The organism is Terriglobales bacterium (assembly GCA_035543055.1).
GTDB lineage: Bacteria > Acidobacteriota > Terriglobia > Terriglobales > Acidobacteriaceae > JAIQFD01.
Genome location: DATKKJ010000029.1, coordinates 33,777 through 50,241, shown reverse-complemented (window position 1 = coordinate 50,241; position 16,465 = coordinate 33,777). Strand labels below are relative to the sequence as shown.

Annotated in this window: 14 protein-coding genes and 1 tRNA gene; 4 read left to right on the top strand and 11 right to left on the bottom strand. The window is 64.0% G+C overall.

Going from position 1 to position 16,465, the window contains the following annotated elements; translation table 11 throughout:
- Nucleotides 1-301: 301 nt before the first annotated feature.
- The 3 genes from VMS96_02020 to VMS96_02010 form a co-directional block, all read right to left on the bottom strand.
- Nucleotides 302-829, bottom strand: coding sequence for a transposase (locus VMS96_02020; GenBank protein ID HVP42175.1), 528 nt, complete (start codon nt 827-829; stop codon nt 302-304).
- Between the two features lie 142 nt (nt 830-971).
- Nucleotides 972-3,350 carry an APC family permease gene (locus VMS96_02015; protein HVP42174.1) on the bottom strand — a complete coding sequence of 793 codons (2,379 nt, stop codon included), beginning with the start codon at nt 3,348-3,350 and terminating at the stop codon, nt 972-974.
- Between the two features lie 42 nt (nt 3,351-3,392).
- Nucleotides 3,393-3,563 (bottom strand): hypothetical protein, encoded by a 171-nt coding sequence (locus VMS96_02010; GenBank protein HVP42173.1) that lies wholly within the window; start codon nt 3,561-3,563, stop codon nt 3,393-3,395.
- 129 nt (nt 3,564-3,692) lie between these two features.
- Between VMS96_02010 and lnt the strand changes: the two genes are divergently transcribed.
- Both lnt and prfB read left to right on the top strand, forming a co-directional pair.
- Nucleotides 3,693-5,276 (top strand): apolipoprotein N-acyltransferase, encoded by a 1,584-nt coding sequence (gene lnt / locus VMS96_02005; protein ID HVP42172.1) that lies wholly within the window; start codon nt 3,693-3,695, stop codon nt 5,274-5,276.
- A 24-nt stretch (nt 5,277-5,300) separates the two neighbouring features.
- The gene (gene prfB, locus VMS96_02000; protein ID HVP42171.1) at nt 5,301-6,374 is read left to right on the top strand and encodes a peptide chain release factor 2; all 1,074 of its coding nucleotides are present in this window, start codon (nt 5,301-5,303) and stop codon (nt 6,372-6,374) included.
- Nucleotides 6,375-6,382: 8 nt separating this feature from the next.
- Here the strand turns inward: prfB and VMS96_01995 are convergent, their stop codons facing one another.
- The 7 genes from VMS96_01995 to VMS96_01965 all read right to left on the bottom strand — a co-directional run bounded on the left by VMS96_01995 (nt 6,383) and on the right by VMS96_01965 (nt 14,067).
- Complete coding sequence (locus VMS96_01995) at nt 6,383-7,183, bottom strand: response regulator transcription factor (GenBank protein HVP42170.1); 801 nt, start codon at nt 7,181-7,183, stop codon at nt 6,383-6,385.
- A gap of 14 nt (nt 7,184-7,197) precedes the next feature.
- Nucleotides 7,198-7,521: a PilZ domain-containing protein gene (locus tag VMS96_01990; GenBank protein ID HVP42169.1), complete on the bottom strand. Its 324-nt coding sequence runs from the start codon at nt 7,519-7,521 to the stop codon at nt 7,198-7,200.
- A gap of 198 nt (nt 7,522-7,719) precedes the next feature.
- A complete protein-coding gene (locus VMS96_01985) occupies nt 7,720-9,102 on the bottom strand; it encodes a TldD/PmbA family protein (GenBank protein HVP42168.1) in 1,383 nt (460 codons plus the stop codon).
- A 4-nt stretch (nt 9,103-9,106) separates the two neighbouring features.
- On the bottom strand, nt 9,107-10,573 hold the full coding sequence (locus tag VMS96_01980) for a TldD/PmbA family protein (GenBank protein HVP42167.1): 1,467 nt from the start codon (nt 10,571-10,573) through the stop codon (nt 9,107-9,109).
- 170 nt (nt 10,574-10,743) lie between these two features.
- Nucleotides 10,744-12,021 carry an adenosylhomocysteinase gene (gene ahcY / locus VMS96_01975; protein HVP42166.1) on the bottom strand — a complete coding sequence of 426 codons (1,278 nt, stop codon included), beginning with the start codon at nt 12,019-12,021 and terminating at the stop codon, nt 10,744-10,746.
- Nucleotides 12,022-12,099: 78 nt separating this feature from the next.
- Entirely contained in the window at nt 12,100-13,284 is a 1,185-nt protein-coding gene (gene metK / locus VMS96_01970) for a methionine adenosyltransferase (GenBank protein ID HVP42165.1), read from the bottom strand.
- A gap of 156 nt (nt 13,285-13,440) precedes the next feature.
- A complete protein-coding gene (locus VMS96_01965) occupies nt 13,441-14,067 on the bottom strand; it encodes an HD domain-containing protein (GenBank protein ID HVP42164.1) in 627 nt (208 codons plus the stop codon).
- A 116-nt stretch (nt 14,068-14,183) separates the two neighbouring features.
- Between VMS96_01965 and VMS96_01960 the strand changes: the two genes are divergently transcribed.
- Both VMS96_01960 and bfr read left to right on the top strand, forming a co-directional pair.
- Nucleotides 14,184-15,440, top strand: coding sequence for a GAF domain-containing SpoIIE family protein phosphatase (locus tag VMS96_01960; GenBank protein ID HVP42163.1), 1,257 nt, complete (start codon nt 14,184-14,186; stop codon nt 15,438-15,440).
- A gap of 202 nt (nt 15,441-15,642) precedes the next feature.
- Nucleotides 15,643-16,119, top strand: coding sequence for a bacterioferritin (gene bfr / locus VMS96_01955; GenBank protein HVP42162.1), 477 nt, complete (start codon nt 15,643-15,645; stop codon nt 16,117-16,119).
- An 81-nt stretch (nt 16,120-16,200) separates the two neighbouring features.
- Here bfr and VMS96_01950 read toward each other — a convergent pair.
- A tRNA-Ser gene (locus tag VMS96_01950) sits at nt 16,201-16,290 on the bottom strand.
- Nucleotides 16,291-16,465: the final 175 nt, after the last annotated feature.

The following is a 16,465-nucleotide window of genomic DNA, read 5'->3' as shown; positions in this document are numbered from 1 at the left end:
GACCTTTCTCTTGCCAGAGCGATGCTGAGGCAAACCGCGGTGCTCCAGGTAACCCCGAGCCAAACGTGGCCGGCGCTGCGTGGGTGAGCGGCAGCCGAAGACAACGCAAGTAGGCCGCCGAGCACTCCGATGGTGGCCAAGGCAACGTCCCGGCAGTAGTTAACAAGCGAGCTAGTCTGCATAGCCTAGTAACTAGGGCTTCATCCCGCCCAATGTTACTGCGGATGAGAGATTCTCAGGACACCAAACATCGGGTTGGGTGGCCCACCCTTTCGCCCGGTTTTGGCGAAGGGTGGGACGGCTATGCACTTCTGATCTTCACTCGCGGAACAATTCCCATCCGCTCGCGCTTGTTCGCCGTCCACTCCGATTCAATCTCGACTGTACCTTCGGTGCCGGTAAGATAATGCCGAAAGCTACTCCAGAGCCAGTTCTTCGGCTCCCTCACCAACTCACGCCGAACCGGATTGCGGTGCATATAGCGCAACTTCTCGATGAACTTGCGTTCGGTGCAAACGTTGAAGTCATAGTAACGGCGCTGCCAGAAGGGTTCTGCTAGCGCTATCTTGCGCGACACGATCTGCTTAAGCAACTGCAGCGCGACCGACAAGTCCCGGCGCTCAGGTTCACTGAGCAGCAGATGAACGTGCTCGGGCATAACGACGTAGCCGTATACGTAGAACCCGTACCAGCGCCGGACGCGCTCCAAAGTTCGCTCGAAGAGTTCCTTGGCCTCTTTCGAACGGAGGTGCGGCTTGCGGTGATAACAGGTGAAGGTGATGTAATGCGCATCGCGCAGGTGCTGATAGCGCTTGAGGCGGGTAGGCATGGCGGCAGCAAGCTAGCGCAGTCGCAGGGCGCGTGTCTGTGATGTGGATCTGCTGTCCCACCCTCGTACCCCACCCTCCGCCAAAGGCAGGCGGAAGGGTGGGCCACCCAGAGCAGAGCGGCGGAAGGGTGGAACACCCAGCCTACGGCGAGACGATGGGTGGCCCGGGGGACTCCTTGTCGTCCTTGCGCTCCGGGGGCTCCGGAACGTCGATCGGGCGGCGGTCGGGCTGAGGCGAGCCGAAGCGCTTCTCTTTGCCCACAGACTTCAGCTCTTTCAGGATCTCCTCGCGGCTGCGTCCGTACTCTGAAGCCAACCGGGTCAGGGCGATGGTGATGATGTCGGCATGGTGCAGTTTTTCCAGTCCGGGGACGCGGGTGGCGCTGAGCCACAGCCGGTGGGTGAGCTGGATGTCCTCCGGCTTCAGTGCGGGCGTGTGCGGACCGATGGTGTAGGTTTCGGCCTCGCCGTCCGGCCGGACCACCTGGAAGATGAACTGGCGCTTGGGCTCGGGCATGGCTTCCCAGGCGCGGCCCAGGTTGAAGGCCTGCTCCTGGGGCGTGATCTTGGAGGAGAGCCCGGCCACCACCACTGAGGATTGCAGCAGGTTGGCAGTCTGCACCACCGCCGACCACACGTCGCGCGCCGGCACCACCAGCAGCGAGATCTTCTTGCCCACGTTCTCCGCGATGGAGACCGCTCGGGTGAACAGGGTCTGCTCGTATTCGCTGAAGATCTGCTCCATGGATAGGTCAAATTCGGCGGCCCCGGGGCCGACCAGGCGCGCTTCCATCACCACCACGTCCTGGTCGTTGGTGTCGGTGCGTTTCAGGATCCAGGTCAGGTGCAGCAGCGTGTTGTAATCGCGGACGGTGACCAGGATGTTGCCGGGTCGCACGTCGGAGGCGCTGTCGGCCACCGAGTCACGGTGGAGCAGCTGGAACTGGTCGCGCATCTGCCGTTTCGCCTCCGCGAACTTGCGCCGATTCACCCGTTCGGAAACGGTGAAGATGGCGAAGAAGATCGCCGAGAAGATCAGGCCTGAAACCGTGGCCACCGACTTGGTGAACAGGTTTGCCACCGAGATGGAGAACAGCACCAGAAAGACGGAAAAGAGCCCGATCGGGACCTCGGTCTGCCCGATGGTGAGGTTGGGCGGCACCTTCCAGGCCCGCTCGGAGCGGTCCTTGAACCGCAAGACGAACATGGCCAGGCTCTTGAAGGTGAAGCTCCAGATGACACCGAAGGCATAGGCCTCGCCCAGGAGGTACACGTCACCACGGCTAAGCACGATGGTCGCCAACTGCAGCCCGACGACCATGTTGATGATGCGGTAGCTGGTGCCGAATCTCCGGTGCGGCCGCCGGAACCATTCGGTCAGCACCCCATCCTCGCTGACCCGATTCAGCACTCCGTTCGAGCCGACGATCGAGGTATTGATCGCCCCGGAGAGCATGAGGAACCCGACCACCACCACGAAGGCGCGGAAGATCAGCTTCAGCAGTTGTGGTCCGGCCTGGTACATGGCCAACCCCGCGATCAGGTTGTCCTTGTAGATCTCCACGCGGGGCTGGTCCGGGATCAGCATCACTGCCAGCAGGGAACCGATGCCGGTGAAGATGAAGCTGTAGAGGGCGATCACCAGCGCAGTCCGCTTCAGGTTCTTGAGCTTGGGGTGGGCGATCTCGCGATAGACCTGGGCCAGAGACTCCTCGCCGCTCATTGCCAGGACGGAATGGCCCAGCGCCATGATGATCCCGAACACGCCGAACAACCTGGGGATGTCGGGGTGCGACCGCAGGAAGCCCAGCGACTCGGCGTTAAAGTGCAGGTTTGCGGGCCAGGGCATGGGCGGCAATTGCCAGTCGCTGCGCTTGATCAGCGTGTACCCGGACCAGGCCAGCAGGATCACCACCATCACCGTGGTGATCTGCATGACCCGCATGGCCTTTTCGCTCGATTCCTCGATCCCCTTGATGTTCTCCCACCAGTAGTAGAGGGTGACGGCGCAGGCCAGCAGGACCGCGGTGGCGTTGATGTTGATGTGCGGCGTCCCTCCGAACATCGAATGCACCGCCCGCGGGACCCAGCCGTGGGCCTCGGCGGCGATGAACAGGTCATTGACCAGTCCGGCGATGTACTGGCCGGCCGACACGCCCGAGATCGGCCCGGTGAGGATGTAATCGAACATCAGGGCGGACACACTGACCTTGGCCAGGGTGCCACCCAGGGCCTCCTTGACCACGCGGTACACGCCGCCGCGCACGAACATGGAGCAGCTCTCGACGTACACGGCGCGCACCGCGAAGGAGAACAACATCACCGCCAGGATGAACCAGGGTGCGGTCTTGCCGACCGCCTGCTCGGCGATGCCCGCGGCATAGAACGCCGATGAGCCCAGATCGTTGAGGATGATGGCCGCTGCCCGCCAGTAGGAGATGAAGGTGAGCATCACCGAGGTCGCCACCACGATGCGGACCCGGTTGGAACTGGACGGGAGTGAGGTCAGGTTTGAGGACATGGATCGCGTTCGCCGAGGTCTCCTGCGTTCCTCGGCTGCGGATCAACTCTGCTTTTCTGGCTGCACGGTAGGCGCGCCGGGCTCCTTTTCGCGGTTGAAGATGGTCTCGACGTCCTCGATCCCGGAAAGCAGGATCACGGCCAGCGAACCGCAGCACCCTAAGACGAACAGGAGCTCCAGCAATCGGATAAGTCCGCTGATCACAACCGCCATGCGTCACCGTGGGGCAGACAGACCCCCGATTCTAATACCACCGGCCGTTCCTCCGTTCTCTAATCCGGGAGAATCTCCCCGTTTGCTACACTGGGCGGCCAGATGCGAGGGATCCGCCATCGAACATGGATGCTGGCAGCACTTTCCGGAGTGCTGCAAGTGCTGGTCTTCCCCCGTCCCAACCTGGTGATCCTGTGCTGGATCTGCCTGACCCCGTTGCTGGTGGCCATCCTGGCCGGACAGCAGGAGGAGTTGCGGGTCATCGACCCGGCGGGGCGCGACCTCGGCGCCACCACGCCCGGCCAGGGATTCCTGCTGGGATACCTGAGCGGCATCATCTGGTATGCCGGGAGTTGCTACTGGGTGTACGACGTCATGCACGAGTACGGCGGGCTGCCCGGGCCCGTCGCGCTCGGGATCCTGGTCCTCTACTGCCTGTATCTCGGGCTCTATCACGGGGCGTTCGGACTGATGGTGGCCGCTCTCGCGCGCCGGGGCGGCGACAATCAGGGGCGGGTGCTGGCGCTGGCGCCATTCATCTGGGTGGCGGTCGAGTTGGCGCGCGCTCGCATCAGCGGCTTTCCCTGGGACCTGCTGGGCACGGCGCAGGTGGACAACATCCCGCTCACCGGCGTCGCCACCATCACCGGGGTTTACGGGCTGTCATTCGGCATCGCCCTGGCCAATGCAGCGTTTGCCGCGGCGTTCCTGCTGCCGCCGGTGCGGCGCCGGCTGATGCTGGTGACCAGCCTGGCGGCGGCGGCCACGCTGCAGGCTGGCGCGCTGGTTCGTCCTGCGCCTCTGCCCGCGACCCACAGCGCGCGGCTGGTGCAATCGAACGTGCCCATCCTGGGCGGGGGCGCCTGGACCATCCAGTATTTTCGCCAGACATTGGCCGCGCTCACCGAGTTGAGCGAGCAACCTGCAGGCGGCGTGACATCGCCGGCGCCGCGGTTGATCGTGTGGCCGGAGTCGCCGACGCCGTTTTTCCTCAACGACCCGAACTTCCACCACGTGATCATGGGCATCGCGCAGCAGACCGGGTCTTACGTGGTGGCCGGCAGCATCGGCGTGCGCAACACGCCAGGGCGGGAGAAGAACTCCGAGTTCCTGAACTCGGCCGCCGTGATGTCGCCTGCCGGCCAGTGGGTGGCGCGTTACGACAAGGTGCACCTGGTCCCCTTCGGCGAGTACGTGCCCTTCAAGTCGCTGCTGAGCTTCGCCGAATCGCTGACCAAGCAATCGGGAGATTTCTCGCCGGGAGCGGAGCGCACCGTCATCGTCCTCGACGGCCACCGGATGGGCATATTCATCTGCTATGAGTCGGTGTTTCCGGACGAGGTGCGCATCTTCGCCGACCGCGGCGCCGAAGTGTTCCTCAACATCTCCAACGACGGCTGGTTCGGCGACACCGGAGCGCCCTACCAGCACCTGAACATGGCGCGGATGCGCGCCATCGAGAACCGGCGCTGGCTGCTGCGCGGCACCAATACCGGGGTCACCGGCTCCATCGACCCTTACGGGCGGCTGGTGGCGCAAGCCCCGCGCCACCAGCGCACCGCCATCGACGTGCCTTACGCGTTCCGCAGCGACACCACCTTCTACACCCGTCACGGCGATGTCTTCGCATACCTGTGTGCGATAATCACAGTGGCGGGTCTGCTGGCACGTCTTCGGTTCCGCGCCGGCGCGATCCGCGGTTCCCGGTCATGATCGAAGAACTCGAACGCGAATACTCTGCTCTCAAAGAGAAGGTCCGCGACCTGCGGGAGTACCTTTGACGCGCCCAAAGTCCGCGCGCAGCTAGCCGACATCGAGAAAAGACTCCACCAGCCCGACTTCTGGTCCAACCCGGAGCAGTCGCAGCAGGTCATGCGCGAACGCAAGCGGCTGGAGGAAACGCTGGCCACCGAGGCCGGGCTGGCGCGGCGCGAAGCCGACATCTCTGCCTACTTCGAGCTGGCCCGCGAAGGCGAGAGCGTGGAGGCCGACCTCAAGCGCGAGATCGACTCCCTGCGCGTGCTGGTCGACAGCCTGGAGACCAAGACACTGCTCTCCGGGGAGAACGACGCGCGCAACGCCATCGTCACCATCCATCCCGGGGCCGGCGGCATCGAGTCGCAGGACTGGGCGGAGATGCTGCTGCGCATGTACCTGCGCTGGGCGGAGCGCCATGGCCTCGAGACCGTGCTCAACGATCACCAGGCGGGGGAGGAGGCGGGCATCAAGTCGGCCACCTTCACTGTTGCCGGGGAATACGCCTACGGCTTGCTCACCAGCGAGATCGGCGTGCACCGCCTGGTGCGCATCTCGCCGTTCGACCAGCAGGCGCGGCGGCACACTTCCTTCGCCAGCGTGTTCGTCTCCCCCGAGATCGACGAAACCATCCAGATCGACATCAAGCCGGAAGACCTGCGGGTGGACACCTATCGTTCGGGGGGGCGCGGCGGGCAGCACGTCAACACCACCGACTCCGCGGTGCGCCTCACCCACATCCCGACCGGCATCGTGGTCGCCTGCCAGAACGAGCGCTCGCAGCACAAGAACAAAGACCGGGCGATGAAGATCCTGCGCTCCAAGCTCTACGAATACGAGCTGGAGAAGAAGCAGGCGGAGACGAAGAAGATCGAGGACTCAAAGCTCGACATCGATTTCGGCTCGCAGATCCGCTCCTACGTGCTTCAGCCCTACCGGATGGTGAAGGACCTGCGCACCAGGGTCGAGGTCGGGGACGTGGACCGGGTGCTCGACGGCGACATCGATGTCTTCATCCGCGAATACCTGAAGCAACGGCGGGCGGTGCAGAAGTAATGCGACGTTCAGGCTTTCTGAGGCTGCGAGGGGGGTGCGGCGCCGGCCGCGGCGGCCATGGCTTCAGCCTCGGTCTTGTCGGAGCCCTTGCCGCCGGCCAGCAGCCGATGGTGGATGCTGTACAGGGCCAACTCGAGCCGGTCGGAGACGCCCAGCTTGTCGTACACCTTGCGCAAGTAATTCTTCACCACCTGCTCGGTGGTGCCGATCTCAGCCGCGATCTCCTTGTTCTTCATGCCCTGGGTCACGCAGGAGACGATCAGCAATTCCTTGTCGGTCAGCTTGGTCTTGGGACGGGGCGAAGTAAGCTGGGAGGCCTGGGAGCGGTAGGCTTCGATGACCCAATTGATGCCCTGGTTGTCGAGCCAGGTCTCGCCCTCCGCCACCTTGCGCACGCAGCGCACCAGCAGGTCGGGCGAGATGGCGCGGGGGACGATGCCGCGGACCCCGCGCCGGAAATACTCGATGGTCGCTTCCTCGTCGATGCTCTCGGTGATCACCACGATGCGGCCGTTGGGGGCGCGCTTGCTCACCTCACCCACCGCCTCGGCGGGATTGGGGCAGATGCCAGACTCGAAGAGGATCACGTCGGGAGAGAACTTGGAGGCGGCGGCCAAAGTCTGGCCGAGGGTCTCGGCCTGCGCGACTACCCGCAGGTCGTCCTCGAGCGCGAAGATCTTGCGGATGCCCACGCGGTAGATGGCCTGGCTGTCCGCCAGCAACACTTTCAGCGGCGTCGGCGTCGGGGTCTTGGCGCCGTTCGCGTTCCGGACGGGCGGGCTGGCGGGTTTGGGAGAGGAGCTGCCCATGCAAGCGTCAGGCGCTAGTGGCGATCGAACCGGTACTCGTCGATGACCGCGGCGACCGCCTTGCGGTTCCCTTCCTCGGCGCAGCGCACGACCCGACCGACACACTTTACCATCACATCGGACGAAGTCCCCAACACAGTCGCCGGCATGGCGATGGCGAACTCGATCTTCGACCCGGGGGCCATCTCGGCGTCGACCGTGAACAGCACTCCGCCGGCCGAGATGTTCTCGGTCTCCGCGCGATGCTCCTGCCGCGCTTCGGTCGTGACCGCAACCGGCAACTTGATGGGGAAACGAACCGAACTGCGCAGTTCGTCGGTTGATTGCTGCTTATTCATGGCAGTCTGCTTATACACCCGGTTGCAGGCCGAAACGAAGCATTTTCTAGGAGTTACAGGGTAACTAAGGTCATAGACCTGTGGGTGACCTCGTGGGTACGGCGGTGGTTACTTGGGAGGCAGAAAGCAGGAGGCAGGCGGCAGGAAGCGGGAGAATCCGGCGCATCTTCCTGCGCCCTGCTACCTGCATCTTGCCTCCTAGAATTTCGTCACTTCGGTGAAGTTGAAGTCCCGCACCTTCATGGCGGGCACCACCATGTCGAAGGACTCTTCTCCGCTGGCGCGCACCGGCGTCCCCTGCGCCTCGACCCCGGAGAGCAGTGCGATCAGGCTCTGGTTGAAGCGGAAGTTGCGCACCCCGTGCCGGATCCGGCCGTTTTCCACCAGGAAGGTGCCGTCGCGGGTCATGCCGGTGAGGATCTTCTCGTAAGGGTCCACCTCGCGGATATACCACAGGCGGGTGACCAGGACGCCGCGTTCGGTGGAGGCCACCATCTGCTCTACAGTCTGCGTAGGGCCCGGGACGTCGAAGACGATGTTGAGTGGCACTTCGCCGATCTCGTTGGGCAGGGGGAGACCATGTCCGGTGGGCCGGACGTCGCCCACTTTGGCGGCGTGCTCGGAGCGCTTCATCTTGTCGGCCGTGCCCCGGGCATAGACCAGGCTCTTGACGGTCCCGCGCTCCACCAGTTGAACGCGCTGGCGGCGGACGCCCTCGCCGTCGAAGGGAGCGCCGGATTGCAGGGGGTGGTAAGCGTCGTCCCAGATGTTGACATTCTCGCCGAAGAGCCTGGTGCCCACCCGGTTGTTAAGGAAGGAGCGCTGGTCGAGGATGGCCATCCCGCCGAAGTCGTAGAACATGAAGCCCACCAAGTCGAGCACCGCGGCGGGCTCCAGGATCACCGTGTACTTGCCGGGCGCCATCTCCTGGGGGTGCGTGGATTCGCGGGCTTTGCGGGCGGCGGTTTCAGCCAAAGCGACCGGGTCCAGGTTGCGGACGTCAGGCGAGTTTGCTTTCTGCCAGCCGGAGGAGTCCTCGGCCAGCATGGTGATGGAGATTTCCGAGGAGGTCTGCTGGTGATATTGGGCAAGGCCGCGGGAATTGAAGATGGCCTCAAGGCTGCGAGAGATGGCATAAATGCCCGCCGTCGTCAGCCGGTTGCGCTTGGCCACATCCACCATGCGCCCCACGGCGGCGGCGCGGTCCTGGGGGGTGACGGCCGCGGTCTGCTCGAACCAGCGGCTGGGGCTGCGCTCATCGGCCCGCGCGCGCTCGGGCTCCGCCATGGGCAGCAGGTCGGGGTCGGGCTGCTGCACCCGGGTGATGGCCTCCGCCGAGGCGCCCGCGCGCTTCAACGATTCCGGGTCGAGCTTGTTGGTGGTGGCGCGAGCGGTCTTCTTGCCGATGACCGGCCGGATGGAGACCACGTAATTTTCGTCCGCGACGTTCTGGTGAATGGTGTTGTTGGCAAAGCGGGTCAGAGCGTGATGTCCACCGGCGAACAGGACCTCCACCTCGTCGGCGGAAGATGCCTTCTTGACCGTGTCGAAGATCTCCTGGCAGCGTTCTTTGTTGAGCATTCAGCTAAGCGCCCTTGTACGCTGTGCCTACGGTCACATTCCTGAAACGCGCGGGCGCCGCGCCGTGGCCCGTGCCCATGGTTTGCATCGGCTGGCCTTTGCCGCAGTTCGGAGTGCCCCACAGCGTCCACTGGTCGCGGCTGCAGATGGCGTCCATGGAGTTCCAGAACTCGGTGGTGATGCCGGAATATGACGGGTTCTTGAGCATGCGCCCGAGCTTCCCGCCCTTGATCTCCCATCCGATCTCGGTGCCGAACTGGAAGTTGTAACGCTTGTCGTCGATGGACCAGGAGCGGTTGGTCTGCATGAAGATGCCGCGGTCGGTACCGGAGATGAGCTGCTCCAGGCTGAGCGGCTTCTCCCCCGGCAGAATGCTGACGTTGGTCATGCGGATGATGGGGATACGGTTCCAGCCTTCCGCCCGCATGGTGCCGTTGGAGCGCTGCTCGGAGATGGCATGCGCCGTCTCCCGCGACGATAGATAGCCGGTGAACAAGCCGTTGGTGATGATGGGCGTGCACTGCGCCGGGACGCCTTCATCGTCGTAGGCGAAGGTTCCCAGGCCCGGGCCGTGCTGCTCGGTGGCGTCGGCTACCACGTTCACGATGTCGCTGCCGTAGCGCAGGGTGCGCAGCTTCTCCAAAGTAAGGAAGGACATCCCGGCGAAGTTCGCCTCCATGCCCAGCACCCGGTCGAGTTCGATGGGGTGGCCGATGGATTCGTGGATCTGCAGCCCCAGCTGCGAGGAATCGAGCACGATGTCGGACTTTCCTTCCGGGCACTGGTCGGCTTTATGCAGCGCCACGCACTCTTCCCCGATACGGCGGGCGTTGTCCACCAGCTTCAGCTCCTCGATCAGCTCATAGCCCTTGTTCTGGTACTGCCCGCCGAAGGAGTTGGGGTAGGAGCGCTTCTGGATCTCGCTGCCCTGGAAGCTGTAGGCGGTGAATCCGGCGCCGGTGGTGGTGCGCGTCTGGTGGATGTCGGAACCTTCGGACGAATAGAACCACTGCTCGTAGCGGCGGAGGTGGAGATTGGTCTCGGCCAGCGTGACGCCCTCCACCGCCCGCAGCTCCTTGTCCACGCGCAGCAGCAGGTCGAGGTTCTGCTCGATGGAGGTGGAGAAGGGATCGACGCGGCAGGGCGAGCTCCACTCGACAGTCACCGGCTTTTCCGGGGCCAGGCGGACGTCATGCTCCTTCACCCCGGCCGAGGCGCGCGCGATCTCGACTGCCTGGACAGCCGCGCCCTCGACGCCTTCCCTAGTCAGTTCCTCGGTGGCCGCGAAGCCCCACGAGCCGTTGACGATGACGCGGATGCCCACACCCAGCGACTCACCCTCCGAAGCGTGGCCCACGGCGCCGTTCTTGGTGGCCAGCATGCGGTCGCGTTCGTCCACCACCCGCAGGTCGCAGTAGCTGGCGCCGCGCTGCGCCGCCGTGTTCAAGGCCCAATCAGCGATGTGTTTCATGGTCATAGCAAACGGACATGATAAATCACGTCGTTGGTCGTCAGTCGTCGGTCGTCAGCCAGATTCGGGCATGTAGATTGCGATACAAGAATGGAAAGCGCGGCCGGGGGCGGCCGCGCAGCAACTTCGCTCACGCTTCAGGGCAGCCGAGGGGCTGTCCCATACGATCACTAGGTGCCTTCGCTCCAGCTCGCCAGGTACTCTTCCTGCTGCGGAGTGAGACGGTCGATCTTGATACCCATGGACTCCAGCTTCAGCCGCGCGACCCGCTTGTCGAGCTCGGCCGGCACGCCGTAGACCTTCTTCTCCAGCGAGCCGTGGTTCTTCACCATGTACTCGGCCGCCAGCGCCTGGTCGGCGAAGCTCATGTCCATCACCGAGGCCGGGTGCCCCTCGGCGGCCGCCAGGTTGATCAGGCGTCCCTCGCCGAGCAGGTTGATCTTGCGCCCGTCCTTCAGCGAGTACTCCTCCACGAAATCGCGGGTGGTGCGTTTCGAGCTGGCCAGCTTCTCCAGCGCCGGGATGTCGATCTCGACATTGAAGTGGCCGGAGTTGGAGACGATGGCGCCGTCCTTCATGGCCTCAAAGTGTTCCTTGGTGATCACGCTCTTATTGCCGGTGACGGTGCAGAAGACGTCGCCGATCTTGGCCGCCTCGTTCATGGACATGACGCGGTAGCCGTCCATCACCGCTTCCAGAGCGCGGGTGGGGTCGATCTCAGTGACGATCACGTCGGCGCCCAGGCCACGGGCGCGCGAAGCCAGGCCGCGCCCGCACCAGCCGTAGCCGGCGACCACGAACTTACTACCCGCGAGCAGCACGTTGGTGGAGCGCACGATGCCGTCGATGGTGCTCTGGCCGGTGCCGTAGCGATTGTCGAACATATGCTTGGTGTCGGCGTCGTTCACCGCGATGATGGGGTACCTGAGCACCTTCTCGGCGGCCATGGCGCGCAGCCGGATGACGCCGGTGGTGGTCTCCTCGGTGCCGCCGATGATGCCGTCGGCCACGTCGGTGCGCTTGGTCAGGGCGGTGGTGACCAGGTCGGCGCCATCGTCCATGGTGATGTGCGGCTTGTGGTCCAGCGCCGACAGGATGTGCTGGTAATAGGTCTCGTTGTCCTCACCCTTGATGGCGAAGACCGAGATGTTGTAGTCCCGGACCAGCGAAGCGGCCACGTCGTCCTGGGTGGACAGCGGGTTGGAGGCGCAGAGCACCACGTCAGCGCCGCCATCACGCAGGGTGATGGCCAGGTTCGCCGTCTCCGAGGTCACGTGCAGGCAGGCCGACACCCGGATCCCCTTCAGCGGCTGGTTCTTGATGAATTCCTTGCGGATGAGCTGGAGCACCTTCATGGATTGGTTCGCCCACTCGATGCGTTTCTTGCCTTGGTCGGCCAGCTCAATGTTCTTTACGTCACACTTCACTTGTGCAGCGGTCGTTGCCATAGTTTCCTTGGTCTTCGTAGTCATGGATCAGTCAGGTTGAGGGGGACTTGGGGGCGCGAAGTCCGCGCCCCTTAGGTCCTATCTAGTGTGGGCGACAGGATGCGCCTTCTCGCCCGCCTGCTCGCGCAGCGTCTTGGCCTTGTCGGTGGCTTCCCAGGTGAAATCGGAGTCCTTGCGGCCAAAGTGGCCGTAGGCGGCCGTCTTGCGGAAGATCGGACGGCGCAGGTTCAGCGATTCGATGATGCCCTTGGGAGTCAGCTTGAAGTTGGCGCGGACCAGTTCCGTGAGCTTCTCCGGGCTGGCCTTGCCGGTGCCGAAGGTGTCCACCAGCACGCTGACCGGGTCGGCCACGCCGATGGCGTACGCCAGCTGCACTTCGCAGCGCTCGGCCAGCCCGGCGGCGACGATGTTCTTGGCGATGTGGCGCGCCATATAGGCGGCAGAGCGGTCGACCTTGGTCGGGTCCTTGCCGCTGAAGCAGCCGCCGCCGTGCCGGCCCATACCGCCGTAGGTGTCCACGATGATCTTGCGCCCGGTCAGGCCGGTGTCGCCCATGGGGCCGCCCACCACGAACCGTCCGGTCGGATTGATGTGGTACTTGGTGTCGGCGTCGAGCATGTGGCTGGGCACCACCGCCTGGATGATGTACTGCAGCACGTCGGCGCGCAGCTTCTTGTTGTCCACGGTTTCCGAGTGCTGGGTGGAGATGACCACCGCGTCCACCCGCACCGGCTTGTGGGTGCGGGCGTCGTACTCGACTGTGACCTGGGATTTGCCGTCGGGGCGGAGGAACTCGAGCTGGCCGGTCTTGCGGGCTTCGGCGAGACGCTGGGTGAGCTTGTGCGCCAGCATGATGGGCATCGGCATCAGCTCCTCGGTCTCGTTGGTGGCGTAGCCGAACATCATGCCCTGGTCGCCGGCGCCGCCCGGATCCACGCCCATGGCGATGTCGGGCGACTGCTCGTGGATGGACGAGATCACGGAGCAGGTCTGGGAATCGAAGCCGTACGAGGCGTCGGTGTAGCCCACCGAGGTCAGCGTGCCGCGCACAATCGAGGGGAAATCAGCGTAGGTCTTGGTGGTGATCTCGCCGGCGATGAAAGCCAGGCCGGTGGTCAGCAGGGTCTCGCAGGCGACACGGCTGTGCGGGTCGTCGGTGAGGCAGGCGTCCACGATCGCGTCCGAGATCTGGTCGGCGATCTTGTCGGGATGGCCTTCGGTCACTGACTCAGAGGTGAACAAGAAGCGGTCTTTGGCTGACAACTTGAGAGTCTCCTTCTGAAGATGATTGGGCCCGACCACGGGCATGAGGGGTGCCGCGGAGGTCTGCTTGTTATGCCTCTAAATTAGCAGAGATGTGCCGCCACATCAACGGTTTGCAGTGAACGGAAGGAATCGCGGGTTAATCGCGGGTAACGGTCATTTTTCGTGCCCCACGCCAGCCTTGCGATGCAGGGCGCGCACCACTCGCTCCAGTTCGTCCACCAGGTGATCGACCCGCGGGTCCCGGGGCGCGCTGCGGAAGGCCTTCACCAGCTCGCGGTAGTACCACAAGGTGCCGTCGCGCTTCCCCTGGAACTTGTCCCAGACCGCGTCCCCGAACTCCCGGTAGTCGGCCAGGATGGCGCGCGCGTTGTGCAGCTTGTCGGCGGCGGAGACCAGGCGGACGCCGGGATCGGCGGTCGGGACATGCGCGATGTACGCCTTCTTGCGCTGCTCCCAGGGCGGCTTGGGATGGGAATCGGCGTCGGTGCAGCCCTCCACCAGGTGCGCCACGCGCTCGCCGAACTCGCGGCGGATCTCCTCCAGCACCGGCTTGCCGCCCTGGTCCTCGACCACGTCGTGCAGCAGGGCCGCGATGGCCTCGTCCTGCCCGCCACCGTAGTGCAGCACGATGGAACAGACCCCCATCAGGTGCTCGATATAGGGCACGCGCTTGCCCTTCCGCCGCTGCGTCCGGTGCTTCTTCAGGGCGTAGGCGAAAGCGCGCAGGAATTCCTCGTCCAGGAGGGGTTCGGGAAGCTCTTGCTTGCGTGCAGATTCCACAGAATGAAGAGGTTACACGATGCGAGGAGAGAATAGAATGAAAGCGTTTCTCCGGCTTTTTTTTACATCCGTAACGCCTGCGGAGAATCCAATGCCCTAATCGGAAGGAGCGAGTCATGGCGAGCCACGCGACCCCGTTCCCCCTGCCCACCCCGGCGGTCTTCCAGCAGCGCCGCGTCGATGCCCTGGTTTCCCTGCAAAAGACGGCGCAGCACATCAGCTCCATCTTGGAGCTCGACGAGCTGCTCGACACCATCGTGCACCGCGTGGCAGTGGATTTTGGCTGCATCGAGTCGAGCATCCTGCTGATCGAAGGCGACCAGTTCCACATGGCCGCGGTCCACGGCTGCACCCAGGAGCACAAGGGTGCACGCTGGCCGGTGACGGAAGGTATTTCGGGCCAGGTAGTGGCCAGCGGCGCCGCTTACTATGCGCCCGACGTCAGCCAGGAGCTGCTCTATCGCGCCTGCGAGCCCGACACCCGCTCGGAAGTGATCATTCCGCTGAAGGTGCGCGACCGCATCATCGGGGTGTTCGGAGCCTCGCACCACGATCTGGACGCGTTTCCCAAGGCCCAGATCGAGATGCTGAAAGCGTTGGCCGGGCACATCGCGGTGGCCATCGACAATGCCCAGCGCATCCAGCAGGAACGCCTGCAGGCGAAGCACCTCCACGAGGACCAGGATGAGGCCAGCCGGATCCAACGCAGCCTGCTGCCCCGCAAGGCGCCATCGCTGCCCGGATTTCAGCTCGAGGCGGAGTGCGTGTCCGCGGGGGCCGTGGGCGGCGACTGGTACGACTACATTTCCCTGAGCCACAACCGCTGGGGCATCGTGCTGGCTGATGTTTCCGGCAAAGGTCTCCCGGCAGCCCTGCTGATGTCGGCCGTCCGCGGCATGGTGCGGACGCTGGCCCCCTTGGCCGCAGGCCCCGGCGAGCTGCTGGCACGCGTCAACAAGATGCTGCTGGATGATGCAACCACCGGCCGTTATGTGACCATGGTCTACGGGGTGCTGGACCCGGAGCGCCGCATTTTCAAGTTTGCCAGCGCCGGCCATCCTTGGCCGCTGCTCTGCCACGGGCCCGAGGTGCGTCCGCTGCACACCGATGCCGGGATGCCGCTTGGGCTGCTGCCCTGCGACTTCACCGAGCATGAAGTGAAGTTCTGCCACGACTTCCGCCTGCTGTTCTACACCGACGGCATCTCGGAGGCGCTCAACCGCCAGGAACAGGAATTCGGTCGCGACCGGTTGATGGAGTTCGTCGGCAATCATGATTGCAACGTCACCGACCTGATGCAGGACATCCAGGACTTCCGCGGCAAGTGCGCGCTGGAGGACGACGCCACCGTCATCCTGCTGCGCAGTGCGTGAGAGTCTCACCACAGAGGCACAGAGAAGGCCTTCTGTGTCTGTCTTCCTGAGCGGAGTGAGGCGAGAGCCGAGCGCAGTCGAAGGATCCCTACCCGCGCGAAGAATTCCGTCTCTGGCTGTTGCTGACAACTGGCGACTGACGACTGGCGACTGGTTTGCTATCCTTATCCGCCCCTCATCTCCCTACGAAAGGACGCTGCCCGTGAAAGGCGATAGCAAAGTCATCGCGATGCTGAACGAGGTGCTGAAAGCGGAGCTGACCGCCATCAACCAATACTTCCTCCACGCCGAGATGCTGGAGAACTGGAAGTACGAGCGCCTGGCCAAGCACACTCGCAAGGAATCCATCGAGGAGATGAAGCACGCCGAGCAGCTCATGGAGCGCATCCTGTACCTCGACGGCACGCCCAACATGAGCGACTACTTCAAGATCAACATCGGGCAGACGGTCGAGCAGCAGTTCAAGAACGACGTCCAGCTCGAATACGACGCGGTCAAGCGCCTCAACAACTTCATCCTCGAGTGCGACAAGCTGAAGGATGGCGGCTCGCGCGAGCTCTTCGAGCACATCCTGGTGGACGAGGAAGAGCACATCGACTGGCTGGAGGCCCAACTGCACGCCATCGAGGAGATGGGCATCGAGAACTATCTCGCCGCCCAGCTGCACGACGACGAGTGACGTTTCGCGCAGGGTGATAAGCGCGGCGAGCCCGCAGCGAAATCCTGAGCGCAGCGAAGGACCTCGGGGTGCGAGGATTGCTGGCGGAGAGAGAGGGATTCGAACCCTCGATACGGTTTCCCGTATACACGCTTTCCAAGCGTGCGCCTTCAGCCACTCGGCCATCTCTCCGGTGAGACGAAACGCGGCAGGCAAGCGCGGGAAGCGCTCCCTTGGATTCTATCATCCGCAGTCGGCTCAGTCCCGGTCGGCGCTCCGGTTCATTCTCCTGGTTCGGAACGGGCAATATTAAGAACGCCTGCCACAGCAGCAACTTTGTTATAAGAATTGTGTTTCGCATGGGCAC